We start from the raw sequence: 16,817 nt of genomic DNA on the forward strand, positions 1-16,817 counted from the left end.
ACTTAAATATTCAAGTGAATTTCTTAATCTTAATTTTTATGTTCGAGATCAGGGCTATTGGAATTATTATTAGATTGAACAAGCTTAATCCGCCCGGTTCCTGGCTGCAAAAAATGTTTAACTAATGTTTCAAAAGTCTTCTCATCTTTAACTAAACCATTTAACATTTTTCTCATTTGAACTTTTTGAAGTTTTCTCTCTTCCAGTTTTTTCCCGATATCAAAAAATATTTCCATAAGAAAGTCAAGTAGACCGATAAGCCTATCGTAATCTTCATTTCTAATTTCAGCCCTTAGTTTTGTAATCGCAATACTAAATTTTGCATGTTCAGCCAAAGCTTTTGTACTTTGGGCATACATTTCTTTATCAGATATCTCATGACCATTCTCTAACAACTTTTTAAATGTGCTAATTGCTTTAAAACCGATCTCCTTGAGATCGAGGATTGAGCTATGAACTCTCTTCCAATTTTCCTCATTCAAATTAATCCACATCTTTTGTTTAGATATTTCAACTTCTAACTGTGCCTTAAGCGTCTCCAATTCACTTTTCCCTTGATTTATAATGTCCAAATAATCTCTCTTATATTTATCCTTTAATTCTTCTAGATTTACTTGTGATTGAGAACTAAGTTTAGATATTTGGATATTAAGTGCATTTTTTTTATCTTCAAGATCCTTCTTTAGCTTATTATTCATTTTCGCAATTCTATGATTATTGTAGGCCGTAACTGAGACACTAACTAAACCTAATATCATTGATGTATATAAGATTTCTGCGGGTATGTTTGACATATTTCTTCTCTCAAAGACAAAATTAACGATATATAAGCAAAAAACAGCCTCTTTACTTCTGATCTTTAGTACCAAAGACACCTACTTTGCAATCAAAGCCGTCTACTTCGTCCACAGGCAATCTTTTGGCTAACGCCGTCTTTATATCTATACATTGTTGAAACAACACGGCCGCGTCTGTTATCCTCGCAGATTTACTATTATGTTCACGGTTGACTGAACCAAAATTAGCACCTAAAAACAACATCGATGCTATCAAAAAAAGAAAATACGACAATTTCAAAGTATTACTTTTTTTGTTTTCACCTTTGATCGCAACAACACTTGCCATCAAAGTAACCAAAAGAGGTATTACTGCATCAATGACTGGTTCTCTTGAATTTCCAGCCATATAGCCTGATATTACAGATGCAAATGACAAGGAGACTGACAAGATAAAATAGTTAAAACCGAACTCTATTTTATCTTTCCTGAAACGTTTTCTTGCGCCATTTAAAAAAAGTATAACAATAAATGTCATAACTGGTATGGCAAAAGATATCAAGATTAAATTTCCGATAGCGAGAAAAATCACTTCAAATTCAGATGAAATCACTTATAGTCCCCGGAATCTATTAGTTTTAAACACTCTTTTGTTTCATTTTTTTCATCTGATATCGCAGATCTTTTTGCTAAATCTTTTGTTGTTTCACTTCCTATTTCAAAAGGTATTGGCACTCTAATAATTGGTGGGCTGGTATTATATTTCCAATCAAACGGGCAAGTTCTAATTAAATTATCTTCATCATTACTTGTTGGAAATTTTTTCACCAAATCACTACATAGAGATTGGCATTGTTCCTTACTTGTTGCACTGCTTACTGCGCTCCAAAACGTTAAAACTATTGAAATAAAAAAATATCTACTATTTATATTCATATAAACTTGCTATTAAAACGTCGCTGTTAATGTCAACATCCATCCACCTACATCATGTTTTCCCGTCAATTTTCCAGAATCTTGTATGGCTGTAGAATCCCCTGGCTTTAAGCCGTCTACTAATTTTGTAAAGTCAGTATCTTTAAAATAGCCAATACCAACGTTCCATGATTTCCCTTCACCTTGATATGCACCAAACATTACGCCCAAACCAAAAATAGAGCCTAAGTCAGTTCCTTCTTGAGTCGCTAAACTAACCGAAGCGTATGGCCCCACTCCTAGTTTATTCTTACCGGATTCGTTAAACGTGAAATAATAGTGAGCCTCTAACATCAGTGCTGCTTGGTAATCTATCTGTTTACCAACTCTAATCGTCCCCTCAGTGTCGCTTTCGTTTGCTTTCTCAATTGATATGTCGTCTAAAATCGTATCATTATAAGCAAGCATCACTAATGCAGGATTCCAGTCGAAACCTCCAAAGTTGGCTGCCTTTTTCTCTTCTTCTTCAGCACTAGCGGCTGCCTTAGCCGCTTCGACAACATCTGCTGGAGATGGATTCTCTGTTGGTGGAGTATTTGTAGCTGTTACGCTGGCGGCCAAAGCTGGGCCATTAGACGAACAGCGAAGTCTACTCTCAAACGGGTCAACTCCTGAAGAGATTTCTGCGAGTATTGAAGTTCGGTTTTGAGCGGCTTTTGTCTGTAATTCAGGAGGCAAATCTGGGTGGTTTTTGGGTGCGCTAAAACCTCCTTCAATGCATGATGCAATAGTTTGATATTGGTTAGCATATCCGCTAGTAATACCTTTAAAGTATCTTGAATTCTCGTCGTGACAGAGACCAGTCGATGTGATTTTTATTGGTGTATTAGCCACATACGGGCCGAAATCACATGAGCCTAGAGTCGAAAACGATATCGGTAGTAGTACAATTAAAACTAATAAATTTTTAGGAGTCTTCATGGTAATCCTTTACTAAAAAATGTTCCAAACCGCTTTTTAAAGTTTAATCTCTGATATTTATAATGTTGCCGATGGAGGCAATGAACTTTATCAAGTCATCATGCTCGTAAAGTTCCTGCATAATTTTGATTGGTTTACTTCTGAGGCTGTCTGCTTTTTTTATGGCATTCCAGTCTAGCTTTTTCAGAGAAACACCAGGACGTGCCGATTCAATTACCTTCATGAACTCCCAAGCTATAATTCCTTGTCCGATAGCTGTTGGGTGGACTCCATCTAGACTAAAAATCCCCCCAGACGCTATTTTTCCATCTGGTGTGGTATCATAGTATTTGGTATCAATTGGTGGATAATCGAACTGAAGCTCCTCTGGCAATTCATAACTCGGTTGTCCTAAATTTCTTTTCCAAGCCATATTAGTTAGAGCATTACCAATATCGACAATATGAAACCGCTCTACTCCAAGCTCATCATTTTTCTTCTTCACCAAATCCTTGATGATTTCATTGAATTTCACAATTGTCTTATCAATGAAAACGGCGTCTCTAAATGGTAAAAATTGACCAGTTTCTTTTGCAGATTTGGGGGTTAAAGGGAAATAAGAATAAAACTCATAGTACAAAGCTTTTTTACCTGGTCGTGATGGGTCATCAATGATTCTTTGTTCTCCCATCCCTTTAGCTAAAGGAGCAATGGTGACCAGGGGCACCGTACCTACAAATACCTTCCAGTCACTGTGTTGGTTGTTTTCCATCGCAAGAACTACTTTTTCAAGTAGTTCCTTATACTCAGCACGGAAGTCATTTGGGTGCCAAAGGTTCCAGCCACAACGGTCTTTTCTGTTTGCAGAAAGAACTTTGACAGGATCATTTGGTGTTGGCTTTATTTTAAGCCCAAGAACAGTCCCTAGCGCATTATTAGCACCTAACCATAAACATAAGTTTTCTACCCCTTCATCGGAAGCACATTTTTCTAGCCAATCTACCGCTGAAAAGTCTCCGTATACATCCTCTTTAGTCTTTCCCTCAGGGTTTAATATTCGATATGCATTTCGAGAGAATGGATTACTAACACTACTAAGGTAACCATCACCGCTTCCGTCACCATTCTCCACGGCTTTTCGACAGGAATTAGGAGTGACCATAAATGCGTCACCTACATCCATGCCCTCGACAGCAATATTGTGAAACCCTTGAGAGTCAAATGGGCTGCCAACCGGTTTACCTATCTGGCCCTCACCTCTCTCATAGTAGTCTTCAGCTTGGTCAATAACGTTGTTGATGACAGATAGAACTCCTAGCCATTCAAGGCCACGAATATTCGTCCCAAATTTTTTCTCTAACGCTCGTAAAATGCGCTCTAAATCAATTTTAGTCTTGTACCTATCGTCCCAACGGTAGTAACGATAATTTTGTTCTGAGAGAGCTTCGGCAAGTATGGTGCTGTAACTGAGGTGTGTATTGGCCGCGCAGCCAGACATGAAACCTTGAGAGATGCTATCTCCGATGGTGAATATCTTGGTCATTTTTAAACATCCATGTAGTGCTAAAAAAGGCTAATTTTAGTTTTATTGTTTCACTACAGCTCAAAGTGACAGTATAAAAATAAAACAGATTGGCTATTATTTCAACAGTGTCTAGTTTAATAATAACTTTTAAAGAATTAGTCGCAGTGCTGATACATGTATTTTATAGCTTACGATTTATGAGGGACTAATTAAAAAAGCAGGCGGAGAGAAACTTAACCCGCTACATACCACTGGAATCAAGGACAGAATATTATGCCCAGAACGTATCGAGAGCGCAGAGCAAGTATAGCTATAGCTAGAGGTGAGACAAAAGACTATCTTACCTATCGCAGAATGATGCGCACGCTTGCGAAAGATCGTGTCAATATTGTTACACAAGGAGATTCTTGGTTATGACTGAGCTTCGCTCAGGCCAATACCAACCTTCACCTGTGAAACGCGTTGAGATTGATAAACCTTATAGCGGTAAACGTCAATTAGGGATCCCAACAATCGTTGATCGCGTGATCCAACAAGCGATTGCCCAAGTCCTTATGCCTATTTTCGACCCAACCCTCTCAGATAACCAGCTTAGCTAAATTGATAGTATGTCGAAATAAGCATAAAGTATCCATGGATGAACGCTGTTCAAGGATGATGAGTAATGAATAAGCCAGAAATTGAATAGTCAAAAAAAGCTTATGAACTTCTAAAAACATTTATACGGGCAAATGATTTTAGAAGTGACTATTATTTCGGCCTTACAAGCCATATCAGATCCCCAGATGAATATATAAAAATTCGTCGGGATGAATTAAACCAAATTGATAAAAACTCATCGGACAATAACGAAGAAGGAATGAAAAATAAGGCGAATAAGATTGCCAAATTCGAAAAATGCCACATGAATAATGCTAATATACTATTCCAAAGACACAAGTTTATTAGTCAATTCATGCCCAAAGCGCATTTTAATAATGTTTATGATGCGGCATTTGCAATTTTGAGTGGAATCGCTGGACTTTTCAGGGTTAAAAACTATGAATTTAGATTCGGAAATGAAATTTTCCATAATAAACCAGGAAAATATCACCTAATACAACTCTTAGATTCATCACATGATTATGCAAAAATAACACGTTTTTTTAGAGGTCTATCATCAGTTAAACACAAAAATATTACACCTATGGACAGGCCTGTTAATAATGCTGAGTATGTTTCTAAAGAACTAAGACGCGAAAGACATTACCGCATAGAGCATTTCAGAAAATATTTACGCAATAACTTCACACTCTACAATGACATTTTTTGTGCTGCAAAACCTGAAGACATTGAGTTTTTAGAACTTGCATTTATGCAGCACTTCAAGAGCGAAGCCTGCCTCCATCCTCCTCTACTTGATATCACTTATGACCCTTTGACCGCTCTTTATTTCGCATCCTCGAATCCTAAAGATGGAGAAATCGGTATCGTATATATGGTAAGCAAAAAAGACGTGAATGATATGGAGAGTATTGCTTCCGTTAATTTTCAAGCTGCTATTTTGCCAGATATCACAAGAATCTCACGTCAAAGAGGATTTATAATTGACAGTCTTAGCGCCGGTGTATTTGAAGCAAATATCCCCTATAAGATTACTTTTGACCAGCACGCCAATGTCAGATATTTAGATTCTGATATAGCAATTGATGATTCACATAACCTAGATGATGACAACATCGCTAAAGGCTTCTGTCTAAACTATGCATCGAAATTCAAATCATTAGCAACTGACTTAGCATTTGAAGTTGAAGAACCTCCCCTTCTATTTGATAAAGTGCGGAATAATATGCACGAGTATGCTGAAACTCAAAAAAGTGAATACAAAGTAGAGCCGGACGTAATTCACGATAGAATTGATAAGCTTATTAATTTTCACCAGGCCGCTATTGCAACTGGGGAGTTCCCTATTAATTGGACCTCATTAAGAAATATAAGAAGAGCAGTAGATAATATCGTCACATGTTCATTCATCACCGTAATTGATTACTACGATTGCAGACTTTATTCAGATGACAATGAACGAAATAAATCTTTCTATAAACTGTGGGACCAGCACATGAATTAAACCAGGGTTCTACCCCGTTTTTACGGACGCTTAATAAAGAACAGCTACAATGCACTTATAATCGCCTTTTACCTGAACAGTGCCTCATGCTTTTTATTCTCGATATCCATAATAAGATTACGAAGTTCATCATCATCACTTTCGTCACCATCATTCAGCAGATATAGCGTATGGAGAGCTTTCAGGACATCGAAACGATTATGACCAGCGGCTATGAGTATTTTTACTTCACTCAGGTAATCATCATAGGTTTTCATAGTTACTCCTTCTTTTGGCTCCAATAATATAAGTTCTGTGCAACTTCTCATCTAAGGCTTCATAAATATACAATTTAGGTTATATCTTTTGTTGTTTCCTGCTAACGAAGAGTCGTCATTGTGAGCAGATGTCTTCTAGCCCTAAGGAGGAGCCAGTCGAGCCAGGATAAGATGTAACGAATTTTAGGTTACTCCGGTCTTTGGAGAAGTAGCTAAACTTTGCAAACAGTGTTTAGCAAGTCTTTCGCAACGTAGTCGGCCTGCAAAACCATGAAGCTCCCAATATCGAACAACGGCTTTTATGGTAAATACCTTTTCTCCCCCGATTAGCCTCATAATGCGTTAGCTCATTGCCGGAAACCCGTGGTTGGTTCCATTTTCGAACATACCACGCTGTAATACCTTCTCTGGAATTGCCCGTCCGCCAGTAATAATGTTAATGCGAGAGCGCGACAGGACGAGATGATATTGAGCGCATCCCGCTGCATCGTCTGTCTAATTATAACGAATTCGTTATAATTAAAATCATCGGAACCCGATGAATGGGCGAATGGATAACATTCAACTCTATTGTCCTCAGCGGCACAGTAGCGACATTTGTCGGTTTCATCGCGAGATTCACTTTGCAAAGCAGCAGGCCAGAACCGATGATTAGCTTCCAGGAAATTTGGGATAATTTTTCCACGCTGATGCCACCGATAGTTACATTTGCCGTGATCGTCGCAGGCGCGATGTATATCTTGCGTCACCCTGAGAAATTATGGGTGCGTAGCAGGTTGTGCTTCTTGTATTGCTTATTGTTGCTACCCAGGCAGGGTGGCTTTAGCCCAGGCTTGTCTATGTGATGATTAATATTGCTAAGAAGGAATATGCAATAAGTGCATATTCCTTCTTAGCGCAGGTTGAGATGTTGTATTTTATGCAACAACTCGCTGCACACCCTAACGGAAGAATACAATGCTCGAAGAAGCCATTTTTTATTGCCTTTAGCGGTGATGATAGGTGCCACGATGTATGTTGCAATTTATCATCTAAACGGACGAGCACTCTCAAATATTCTGATGACCCATTCTCAAAAAGTCCGATAGTATCTCTCGAAATAATTGACTATCTGCGAATTCGAATGAGTAATGAGAGAGAGCGAGAAGTCATCAAGCAGAGGTTTTCTCTCGTTTCGACTGGCTTGGCGGCGCTGCGATTGTTCGTTGTCCGATATCTTTGACCATGGCGTAGCAGCGTCAGTGTGGCTATCCATCCAGTGCACGTCGAGCAGTTAACTCTTTGTACTGCGCCAGGTCAATTGAGTCTCTCCTACATTGAACCGCTACACTTAAAGCCTACCGACTGAGAACACGCTAGCAATCGACAAATAGGAGATTCGATAACATTACATAGCGAGAAAGCTCACCTGATGGCTATTAGTTGCACCGTCACGAAGTAGTTGCCTGAGCCGCATTAGCGGCGATTCAAGCCTATCATGATAAAGTCATAATGAAACTATCATAATGATACTTTCATTATGAATAAAAAATAAGCTACGCTTTGTTTAAGAAAGTTCTGTTCAGCGTTATTGCAGACCTCCACACTTACGAAAGCAAGAGTCTTTTTCATGCCAGTGGCTGCCATTCATTAGTTCTTGATTGGACGGCAGCTGTGTACGTGAACCGGACCTTGGTGCTATGCACTTTCCACCCTATTGATCAGTAGATTTACATGAAAATCATCTACACACTGTGATGCCAATTCACGGCAAGGACGCCAATGAGTTGAGTATTGAGTTTCCCAACCCGCTTCGTTTATTGCTTGCCAGTGTATCCCAAGCATTTAAACAAAATCATGCAAATAATCCACCGTGCTATTGCAATAGACATTATTAATCGAGCCGTTTTTTTAAAAAAGCAGGCTAAGACAACAGCTGACTTATGTTCAAAGGTATTGGCTTTAATTGTATAAGATAATCTGTATATTGCGTTAGTATAAGAATAGTTAATGCAATAAAACTAAGGATATTTATGATTAAGTTGTTAAAGGACTTTATTGGAGCAATTGAGTCAACTTTCTCAACGTCACCACAAATGCTTGAGGATTTACTTGAGTTGCTGGAAGAAAGGTTAGAAATCGAGAACAATCGTTTGTCAGACAACTTAACGGCTTTTGATTTAGAGCAAGCAATTGAATATGTCTCTTCAGTTATTAACAAGAAACATTCCTTATTGGGTTCTGGTGAACTCATAGCAGAAGCAATTCGTGATAGCGTTATTGTTGATTACCTTTTTGAAAATAACTATGTGAAGCCGTTGCAGTTGAAGTTCCAACAACTCGTCTACACTGATGAGTATGGAGATTTAGTCCTCGAAGCTTTTTATACAGAAATGAGACGTTTCGGAGAATCAAAACATTGGGAAGCTAAGGCTCATCTAAAAAAATACATAGATCCGAGAGCTTTAGCATTCTTCAAGTCTAAAAGTCTCTTGCCTATTTACTTATTAGACGATCCATTAAATGATGAGGGTGTGTATTCTGCATGTTCATCGGTAGCGCAAGCTACGCCTCTGGATAAAGAGCCACTACTAGATTCTTTAAACTCCGTAACAGATCCCTATCAATACGAACAATTAATTAGCTCTTATATTCAATCTCTCGGTTTATCAAGCCGAGTTACAAAAGGTTCAGGGGATCAAGGAGCAGATGTAGTTATTGAATTTGAAGGTATCGTTTGTGTCGTTCAATGCAAGTTGTACAGTGGAACTGTAGGAAATAAGGCTGTTCAGGAAGTGTCAGCGGCTAAAGGGTTTTACAATGCAGAATCAGCGATTGTTGTGACTAACTCAACATTTACAAAATCAGCGAAGCAACTTGCAAAAAGTTTAAGCGTTCAAATTACTCACCACACCAGTCTATCAGATACATTATCGAACGTGTTTAATTTAAACCTAAATGAACCTAATGTAGATGACAGTTGTAGCTATGTCTATAACGGTGACCGCCTTGATAAAGCAATTCAATCTAATGACACTCAAAGGTTGTTAGACCATTTAGAGTCAACACTAAAAAAGTTAGATTTCATATATTACCGCAATGAAAATCATTTTAAGTTCAGTGGTATAGATGGATTTACAGACATTTTGTTATTTTGTATTTCATCTGAAGAAGAAGAACCTTTTTATGACTTTTTAACCTTTTATGATGAAATGGAAAAAAGGGATGTATTCAATTGCGATATTAAAATTCTTTTCACTCTTAATGACGTTAGTACCGAAGTTGCTAGAAAAGCAAAAGCGTTAGGTTTTGAATTAATAACCGACGAATCGATTATTGATAGAATTAGCGAGTTACAAGTTCCTGAAGACTTTTATGATGACGAGTTATGAATTAATTTGGATTAGTAACCGCGATTTCGGGACGACTCAATCTGACATTTTCAAAAATAAAGCACGACTAAAGCTGACAGTCCGTAATTTGTCTCAAGTTGCCTTTGAAGCCGTGGGGCTGAAACGTACTTAAAGCTGACATTGACAATTTTACTACTGAAATCACAAAACATGGTTATTCGGTGGGAACGAGTGTTACGACGATGCTGCTGTAGATATTTTTTAATCGCGAAGATGCACGATTTAGTTCAACTTTAATAAGCATTCCAATAAAAAATTCACCAGCCTGTTAAAATGGCTTTTGCAAAAGGAATTGAAATGAGTTGTATAGCTCAACTATCTGACAACGCTAAGTTTAGTCTACTCGCTTCCGTCTTTTCCAAGAATTACTTTTTATGGATTGGATCTGGTTTTTCGTACAATTTTGGATACGGAAGTTGGGAAGCTGTTCTCATAAAAATAAGTGAATTCATTAATTATCCTCTCGAGCTTGATGTTAAAAACCCTCTAAAAGCCGCTGAGTTACTATGCTCTTTCGCAATAACTCATTGCGACTATGACGAATACAAGTTTAATTCACTTGTCGCGCAGTCACTGATAGACCTCAAAAAAGAGGTAGATGACCCTGACTGGTTAAGGAGGTTCAGAGCCTTTGCGCCAAATAATCTAGTTACTACAAACTGGGATAATCTTTTAGAAACTATTTTCGACGGAATTCCTAATGTCGTCGTTAGAAAAGACAAATGCCCTCAAATATCCGCGACAAGGAAAAACATTTTTAAAATTCACGGTGATATTGGTAGGCCAGAAAGTATTGTTGTTACACAGAGTCAATATTTTTCGTTCCAGAGAGAAGACACCTATCTCAATAGAAAAATATACACCCTTTTTTCAGAGGCTTCACCAATCTTTATTGGTTACAGCCTAACAGACCCAAACATTGGATTTCTCTATGACGAAGTCTTTGCTCACCTTGGAAAAGATAAGCCAGCAGCCTACATGATTGTTCACCCAAGTGTGAGTGAACATGTTTACAAAGAGTCTCAGTTGTTATTCGAGAACAAGAACATATTCATAATTAAAGCTGAGATTAGTGAGTTTTTAGAAGACCTTGCGGAAGAGTTTAAATCTTACAAAAAATCTACAAAAAGGTTTTTTGATGAGCATGAAAATATTCGAGAAAGGCTTGATGGATTAGTAGATAAAGTATCCGATAGAAAGCGTATTTCAAGTGACGACGTCCTTAGTATATTTAGCAACAAGGATTCTCGACATCAAGCAGTGGCAGCGTTAGTGGAGATCCTGTCCAATCAAATTTTATATCAAGAGTTTGGTAAAGAATTATTAACTCCTGAAAACAGGATGTCCTATCGTGAAATAGATCAGATGATACAATCTGTCATATGGATGACTAATGAAGATGGATATCCAAACAATAACGTAAAAGAAAAACTATATGCTGCTGTGATGGAGCTTTGTGCGAAGTCAGACGGAGTTTGGGATTTTTATTCAGCAGAAAAGCCGTTTATGAATATATTAAAAATTTCTCCGGGAATTGAAAGTGATATATTTGAAGAAAGAATAGATCATATAGTTGAAATTTTGCGATGGTCTGGCCCCGATAAACTTGGTAAATGTTGGGGGACATGGGAAGTATTCGTTAAAAAAATAGACTGGTTAAATGAAGTCGATATCGATGAAATTATTGATGAGTTGAGTGAAGCAGGAAGATTCCCTTTCAGGAGTTCAGATCAACAATGGTTGGAAGTATTAAAAACCAGTAAAAACTGTACTTCAGAGCAAAAAGATAGAATCGATGCTTTGATGAATGAATAACAAAACCAATCACAGGGATTCAGCGCAATATACTCGAGACCTAGCTGAAGTTGAGAACGTCCGCTCCTTGTCTTTAACTGACGATTCCAATCAGCCCGCCTGACGTCCGCAGATCGCTCAAAGCAGTCATAGGGCTAATCTGGATCATAGTATCGTGCCTGCATATAGAGTATTTATATTAAAGCCCCATTCTTTCTAGAAATATTGATGGATTAAATTCAATATAGGGGTTAGATTTACCGCCCGCTGTCACTTCTTACTAATAGTTATCATGCCTTTGAATCCGACAATATGTGGAAGTCCGGTTTCTATTAAAAAAATAAATCTCATTTTATGTGTCAGTAAATTTTTCGACAAAATTATAAGTCATTGATAATCAGTCGATCTCAGTGGCAGAGATTCTCAAGTTAAGTGGCAGTCATCACTACTGACTATTGCCACACAAGACGAGATTTTCCGCCAGCAAGAGATTTTCTTGGCGACTTCAACACACTCTTCTGTCACGGTTGCTTTTGGTTAAAAGCGGTCATTTCGAAAATGTCCACCAAGCTCACTCTAGAACCAATAATTTGGCTGTCGTTGTAATATCTGGTCGGCTTTAAACACGTTGCCACCACTGCACTTTATAAGGGTAACACTCTGGCCCTGGCGTCATTGCGGACAGTGCCCAATGATGGCATATCGTTGTTGCTAAATTTCTGCACATTAACGTCGCTGCCAAAAATATCTTCCAGCATGGCTTGTATCTTGTCGCTATCAGTATTGCTCATCTCATTGTATCTGTAAAAAGCCTGTAAAGCCTCTCTGTCTATGCCCCTGGCATCCGCCTGTTCGAGAATATTGGCATTAATATCGACAAAGCCTTTTTCATTGAGGCTGCCAACTATACTGTCGCCCACTTTAAATACAGCAGTTTGCGGCACCTGTTCGTATAAAATACGGCGTTTTTGTTCTGCCTCCTCCCTTTGCATACTCAGCTTTTGATTGTTGGTCAGCGCCTCCATTCTGCTGTTAATTTCTGAATCGACAAAATTGCTGTAACTCATACCGTTAAATAATTCAAAGGCTTCCGCATTTGTAGGAGCAGTACCGGGGGAAAAGGTTTCTATCGACACATCACTGCCGTATTTTTCTTTCAGCAAATCCATCAGGGCATTGAGGTCACCTTTGGCTTGTTTGACATCTCCGGCAACAAAATTTCTTGAGGTGCTTTGCCCCTGCTGCCCAAACATAGCGACCACTTCGCCGTTCACCCGAACCAGTGCGCTTAATTCCCGCAATTTGCCGCTAGCTTCATAGTCAAGCCTGCTCTGTTCAATGCTTCGCAGTGTTTCCATGCTATCTTTCATGGTCAACATTCTGGCTTTATCGGATTCCGGCAATTCCTGCAGTGTCCCCATTTTGTAAGCCATGTTTGTGACTCCCGGTTGCAACAAAGATAAGCCGGACTGCTTTTGCTGTTCGATGGCAGGCGTCTGGGTAATTGACTGAAATTCACTGTTTTTGTTTTCTAAAAAATCAGCGCTGACGGCATTTGTTTGGCGATAATGAATAGCGTCCGTACTTAAATTGATTGAAGTCATTGTCTTCTTCCTTGCTGGTAACGAGTATATTTACTGACTTATTATCGCGAAGACAGCAAGAGACATACCATAGGTTTCCTACAGTAAATATGGTGACTTTTTCCCTGAAAAAGCCTTGTCACCACTAAATAACCATTAACCGGTAGGCCTCTCCCGGCAAGTGTTTGCCTTTCCACAGATTTAAAACGGTAAAACATAGCCAATCTCTCCTAATGGAAGTTAATTTCTACATGGCTGGGACTTTCGGTAGTAAGCTACTCATAAGGGAACTTGGAGTAGCTTATGAATAAACATAAACTACTCGTCCAAATCTTTCTGGTGGGAAGTTTCCATTCCTCGGTAGCTTGGCTTCGAGGGGGATTTCGATTTGGACCTCAAAAGTCTTGAGGTCTCCGCACATGGTTAAATTTAAAGTGGTTTGAAGTTACCCTCCCCCCAACATACGGTGCTTTAATACAATCCAGATGAAATAGCCGTGCCTTTATGGGTAGGTTTAATAACCACTAATTGAGTCCTAAAGTTACCGCTCCTGAAAGCGTTTCTTAGCTGGTTTACTTAAGTGGAATAGAATTCTCGCTAAAATCCCTTTTTTACGCGAATATTTTACTCAGAGTGCACGGTTGAGGCAGTCACTCTAAACAGGTAGCCAACAACTGCCCTAACGACTCTAATGATTAAGGTCTTCATTATCTTTAATTATTTTCTTACAAGGATGAGAAATAAACATTAATTTAATCCAAACGTTGTGTTAATTTATTGTAAAAACCACTGTTCAGGAAATAAGTAAATGAACACTTCGCCGGTTTTGCTTCCATTTCAGAAAAATACCTTACTGCAATCTAATGATCTGGATGAAGCTGTTACACTTATCAACAACCTGGTTGAAGAACGAGAATTTATGGCCCTCAATTCTCGCCAGACCAGTGAAATAATGGTGACCTCCCAATCTGTTGGTAAGTCCAAGCTAAGCGCCGCCATGTGGGGCAGGAAGATGCTCGCCCGCTCAGTGTCACTTAAACATTTTTGTTTGATTGTGCCACTTTTGGGGAAAGTATACAGCCGCCGCACCGGTCGCTCTATTTCGTTGGGGCAAGTTTTTCTTTTTCCTGCCGGTTCCTTTACCGACGTTATCTGGGAACTAGAAACAAAAGCCATTGTCATCACCATTGATTCGCAATCCATCCGAGATTACTTTGACATTTCAGAGACTCTGAGCCTCACAGATGACGAAATTCTATTAAATCAACACAATAGTGCAATTGCAGACTTACTTGCATTGGTAAACTGTATTATTCAACAAAGTTATACAGGTAACGATTTACTGGATAATTCCCGGGTACAGCAACATTGGGAACAGTTATTAATTGAAAGCTTGTCGTCTAGCTTGCCTTCACCTCACCATTTCTGTACGCGTAAATTGCTTCCGTTTCATCTTAAAAAATCAGTCGAGTTTATCGAAGCTAATATTCGAAATTCAATTACCGTTCAGGATTTGGTTAGTTTGACTCAATCGAGTCGACGTTCTCTCGAGAATGCGTTCAAGGCAAACTACAACCTGAGTCCAATGAAATATGTTACACAGCAAAAACTCAATGCTGTGCGAAACATACTCCTGTCGAGTGAGCCAGGTGAGGTTAATATTGGCGAAGTGGCTGAACAATTCAATTTTTGCCATGCCAGTCACTTCGCGGCCCTGTATCAGTCTATGTTTGATGAGAAACCTTCTGACACGTTGAAAAATATAAATAATAAATAAAATTCATATTTTCATTAGTTTACGCAAGTTTCATACAAACACGTTTTAAACGAGTAGCCTATTTTCTTCATTTTTTCTAAGTCCGAGACATACACGCCATTCTCTTCAACATACACCTGCCAGGCGGCTAAAAGCTCAGCCAGTTTCTCAGGTTTAACGTCAGCGAGGTCACGCTGCTCAACCGGATCCACTGCCAAATTAAACAGTTCCCACCGACCTGTTCCGAAAGGCGGTTCAAGGTAACGAATTTTCCAATCACCTTTTCTCATTGCTCTACGACCAAAAAGCTCCCAGCCTATCTGACGCGGTGCAGACAGTTTTTGCTGATGCTGAAGCTGTGGAAGCACAGACAGCCCCTGAATAGGAAATACCGTTCTGCCATTGAAACGTGTTTGAGGTTGTTCAATGTTTAGTGCATCAAGCACCGTGGGCATGATATCCATTACACTGACAAATTGAGACTGTATTCCTTTAGGTACCTGCTTACCAGGCAGCTTAACAATAGCCGGAGCAACAATCCCTCCCTGTGCCGTAAACCCTTTAAACAAACTGAATGGGGTAGCACTCACCTGCCCCCATTGAGGTCCATACCAAATATATGAGTTACGGCGACCATAATTAGCGAGCTCATTATTAAATTCGCTTTCAATCCAGGTTTTGTTGCCTGGTAGTGGGGCTGGACTGTTGCCGTCTGCACCATTATCAGACATGAAAACAATCAGAGTGTTCTCCAATTGATTGGTTCGGGATAGGTAATCCAATAATCGACCTATATGGTAATCCAGGTTTGTCACCATAGCAGCATAGACTTCCATTTTACGCTGCTCCTTGATTCGCTCTGATTCAGATAAATCATCCCAGTCTGGAAGGCCGTCAATCTTTACATGAGCATCGATGTCATTCGCAATAATACCCATTGCTTTCATTCGCTTAAGGCGACTCTCTCGAATTATTTCATAACCGTCTTTATACAAGCCTTTATATTTATCCAGATATTCATCTGGTGCTTGCAACGGCCAATGGGGAGCAGTGTACGCAGCATAAGCAAAGAATGGCTTTCCACTGTCAGCATTACTGTCAATGTAGTGAATGATTTGGTCAGTATAAAACTGAGAGGAAAAAAATCCTTCAGGCACCGATACCAGTTTCCCATCCTCTCTATACAGCGCTATAGGATCATTGGCAATCACCCCTTTCTGATCATCAAAATGACTCGCGCCCCCTTGCAGAAGAGCAAATGACTTATCAAAGCCTCTGGCAGCCGGACTTTGATCTTCGCTTCGACCCAGGTGCCATTTCCCTGCCATATACGTATGATAATCATTGTTTTGAAGCACTTCAGGCAACGTTGCAACCAGCCTGTTCAAGTAACCTTCATACCCCGGCTTCCCTTTCTGATTAGGTTGAAGTACTTCAGCCATGTTGCCCAATCCGGCTCGGTGGCTGTCATTTCCTGAAAGCAGCATAGCTCTGGTAGGCGAACAGGTTGGTGCTGTATGAAAATTGGTGAGCTGAATTCCTTCGTCGGCCAGAGCATCTAAGGTCGGAGTGTCAATTTCTCCGCCAAAACGTCCAATATCTGAATACCCAAGATCATCGACAACGATAAACAGTACATTAGGATTGTCTGTCTTTGACGTCTGCGAATTGGCAGGTTGACTTATGACCAGTAAACCTGCAGCGACAACACTAAGGAAAGAAGCAAAATTTAAACGTGACTTTTCCATGTGA

Annotated in this window: 13 protein-coding genes; 5 read left to right on the top strand and 8 right to left on the bottom strand. The window is 39.3% G+C overall.

The features are described from left to right. Nucleotides 1–29: 29 nt before the first annotated feature. From AC2T0J_RS18680 to AC2T0J_RS18700, 5 genes are read right to left on the bottom strand one after another with little or no spacing between them, the layout of a single operon-like run. Nucleotides 30–794 carry a hypothetical protein gene (locus AC2T0J_RS18680; RefSeq protein WP_489807258.1) on the bottom strand — a complete coding sequence of 255 codons (765 nt, stop codon included), beginning with the start codon at nucleotides 792–794 and terminating at the stop codon, nucleotides 30–32. Between the two features lie 52 nt (nucleotides 795–846). Then, nucleotides 847–1,389 (bottom strand): hypothetical protein, encoded by a 543-nt coding sequence (locus tag AC2T0J_RS18685; protein WP_489807259.1) that lies wholly within the window; start codon nucleotides 1,387–1,389, stop codon nucleotides 847–849. Next, nucleotides 1,386–1,712 (bottom strand): hypothetical protein, encoded by a 327-nt coding sequence (locus AC2T0J_RS18690; protein ID WP_489807260.1) that lies wholly within the window; start codon nucleotides 1,710–1,712, stop codon nucleotides 1,386–1,388. Before AC2T0J_RS18690 ends, AC2T0J_RS18685 begins: the two co-directional genes overlap by 4 nt. Nucleotides 1,713–1,724: 12 nt before the next feature. Further along, a complete protein-coding gene (locus AC2T0J_RS18695; RefSeq protein WP_489807261.1) occupies nucleotides 1,725–2,672 on the bottom strand; it encodes a hypothetical protein in 948 nt (315 codons plus the stop codon). A gap of 43 nt (nucleotides 2,673–2,715) precedes the next feature. Further along, complete coding sequence (locus AC2T0J_RS18700) at nucleotides 2,716–4,194, bottom strand: hypothetical protein (protein WP_489807262.1); 1,479 nt, start codon at nucleotides 4,192–4,194, stop codon at nucleotides 2,716–2,718. Nucleotides 4,195–4,589: 395 nt separating this feature from the next. Between AC2T0J_RS18700 and AC2T0J_RS18705 the strand changes: the two genes are divergently transcribed. Both AC2T0J_RS18705 and AC2T0J_RS18710 read left to right on the top strand, forming a co-directional pair. Continuing rightward, nucleotides 4,590–4,775 (top strand): hypothetical protein, encoded by a 186-nt coding sequence (locus tag AC2T0J_RS18705; protein WP_489807263.1) that lies wholly within the window; start codon nucleotides 4,590–4,592, stop codon nucleotides 4,773–4,775. Between the two features lie 260 nt (nucleotides 4,776–5,035). Continuing rightward, nucleotides 5,036–6,283 (top strand): FRG domain-containing protein, encoded by a 1,248-nt coding sequence (locus AC2T0J_RS18710; protein ID WP_489807264.1) that lies wholly within the window; start codon nucleotides 5,036–5,038, stop codon nucleotides 6,281–6,283. 68 nt (nucleotides 6,284–6,351) lie between these two features. On the opposite strand, the gene AC2T0J_RS18715 is transcribed toward AC2T0J_RS18710, so the two are convergent. Next, complete coding sequence (locus tag AC2T0J_RS18715; RefSeq protein WP_489807265.1) at nucleotides 6,352–6,540, bottom strand: hypothetical protein; 189 nt, start codon at nucleotides 6,538–6,540, stop codon at nucleotides 6,352–6,354. Nucleotides 6,541–8,552: 2,012 nt separating this feature from the next. Between AC2T0J_RS18715 and AC2T0J_RS18720 the strand changes: the two genes are divergently transcribed. Together AC2T0J_RS18720 and AC2T0J_RS18725 are read left to right on the top strand one after the other, a co-directional pair. Beyond that, a complete protein-coding gene (locus AC2T0J_RS18720) occupies nucleotides 8,553–9,911 on the top strand; it encodes a restriction endonuclease (protein ID WP_489807266.1) in 1,359 nt (452 codons plus the stop codon). A gap of 294 nt (nucleotides 9,912–10,205) precedes the next feature. After that, on the top strand, nucleotides 10,206–11,747 hold the full coding sequence (locus AC2T0J_RS18725; protein WP_489807267.1) for an SIR2 family protein: 1,542 nt from the start codon (nucleotides 10,206–10,208) through the stop codon (nucleotides 11,745–11,747). 623 nt (nucleotides 11,748–12,370) lie between these two features. Here AC2T0J_RS18725 and AC2T0J_RS18730 read toward each other — a convergent pair. Further along, nucleotides 12,371–13,330 (bottom strand): hypothetical protein, encoded by a 960-nt coding sequence (locus AC2T0J_RS18730; protein WP_489807268.1) that lies wholly within the window; start codon nucleotides 13,328–13,330, stop codon nucleotides 12,371–12,373. A gap of 787 nt (nucleotides 13,331–14,117) precedes the next feature. Between AC2T0J_RS18730 and AC2T0J_RS18735 the strand changes: the two genes are divergently transcribed. After that, complete coding sequence (locus AC2T0J_RS18735; RefSeq protein ID WP_489807269.1) at nucleotides 14,118–15,086, top strand: helix-turn-helix domain-containing protein; 969 nt, start codon at nucleotides 14,118–14,120, stop codon at nucleotides 15,084–15,086. Nucleotides 15,087–15,100: 14 nt separating this feature from the next. Here AC2T0J_RS18735 and AC2T0J_RS18740 read toward each other — a convergent pair whose 3' ends face one another. Then, nucleotides 15,101–16,813: a sulfatase family protein gene (locus tag AC2T0J_RS18740; RefSeq protein WP_489807270.1), complete on the bottom strand. Its 1,713-nt coding sequence runs from the start codon at nucleotides 16,811–16,813 to the stop codon at nucleotides 15,101–15,103. Between the last annotated feature and the right edge of the window lie 4 nt (nucleotides 16,814–16,817).

The organism is Alteromonas sp. ISO5 (genome assembly GCF_058105165.1).

What these genes read in the sequence shown, in the direction of transcription:
- AC2T0J_RS18680 (WP_489807258.1), bottom strand. Translation starts at nt 794, where the DNA reads ATGTCAAACATACCCGCAGAAATCTTATATACATCAATGATATTAGGT.
- AC2T0J_RS18690 (WP_489807260.1), bottom strand. Translation starts at nt 1,712, where the DNA reads ATGAATATAAATAGTAGATATTTTTTTATTTCAATAGTTTTAACGTTT.
- AC2T0J_RS18695 (WP_489807261.1), bottom strand. Translation starts at nt 2,672, where the DNA reads ATGAAGACTCCTAAAAATTTATTAGTTTTAATTGTACTACTACCGATA.
- AC2T0J_RS18700 (WP_489807262.1), bottom strand. Translation starts at nt 4,194, where the DNA reads ATGACCAAGATATTCACCATCGGAGATAGCATCTCTCAAGGTTTCATG.
- AC2T0J_RS18705 (WP_489807263.1), top strand. Translation starts at nt 4,590, where the DNA reads ATGACTGAGCTTCGCTCAGGCCAATACCAACCTTCACCTGTGAAACGC.
- AC2T0J_RS18710 (WP_489807264.1), top strand. Translation starts at nt 5,036, where the DNA reads ATGAAAAATAAGGCGAATAAGATTGCCAAATTCGAAAAATGCCACATG.
- AC2T0J_RS18715 (WP_489807265.1), bottom strand. Translation starts at nt 6,540, where the DNA reads ATGAAAACCTATGATGATTACCTGAGTGAAGTAAAAATACTCATAGCC.
- AC2T0J_RS18720 (WP_489807266.1), top strand. Translation starts at nt 8,553, where the DNA reads ATGATTAAGTTGTTAAAGGACTTTATTGGAGCAATTGAGTCAACTTTC.
- AC2T0J_RS18725 (WP_489807267.1), top strand. Translation starts at nt 10,206, where the DNA reads ATGGCTTTTGCAAAAGGAATTGAAATGAGTTGTATAGCTCAACTATCT.
- AC2T0J_RS18730 (WP_489807268.1), bottom strand. Translation starts at nt 13,330, where the DNA reads ATGACTTCAATCAATTTAAGTACGGACGCTATTCATTATCGCCAAACA.
- AC2T0J_RS18735 (WP_489807269.1), top strand. Translation starts at nt 14,118, where the DNA reads ATGAACACTTCGCCGGTTTTGCTTCCATTTCAGAAAAATACCTTACTG.
- AC2T0J_RS18740 (WP_489807270.1), bottom strand. Translation starts at nt 16,813, where the DNA reads ATGGAAAAGTCACGTTTAAATTTTGCTTCTTTCCTTAGTGTTGTCGCT.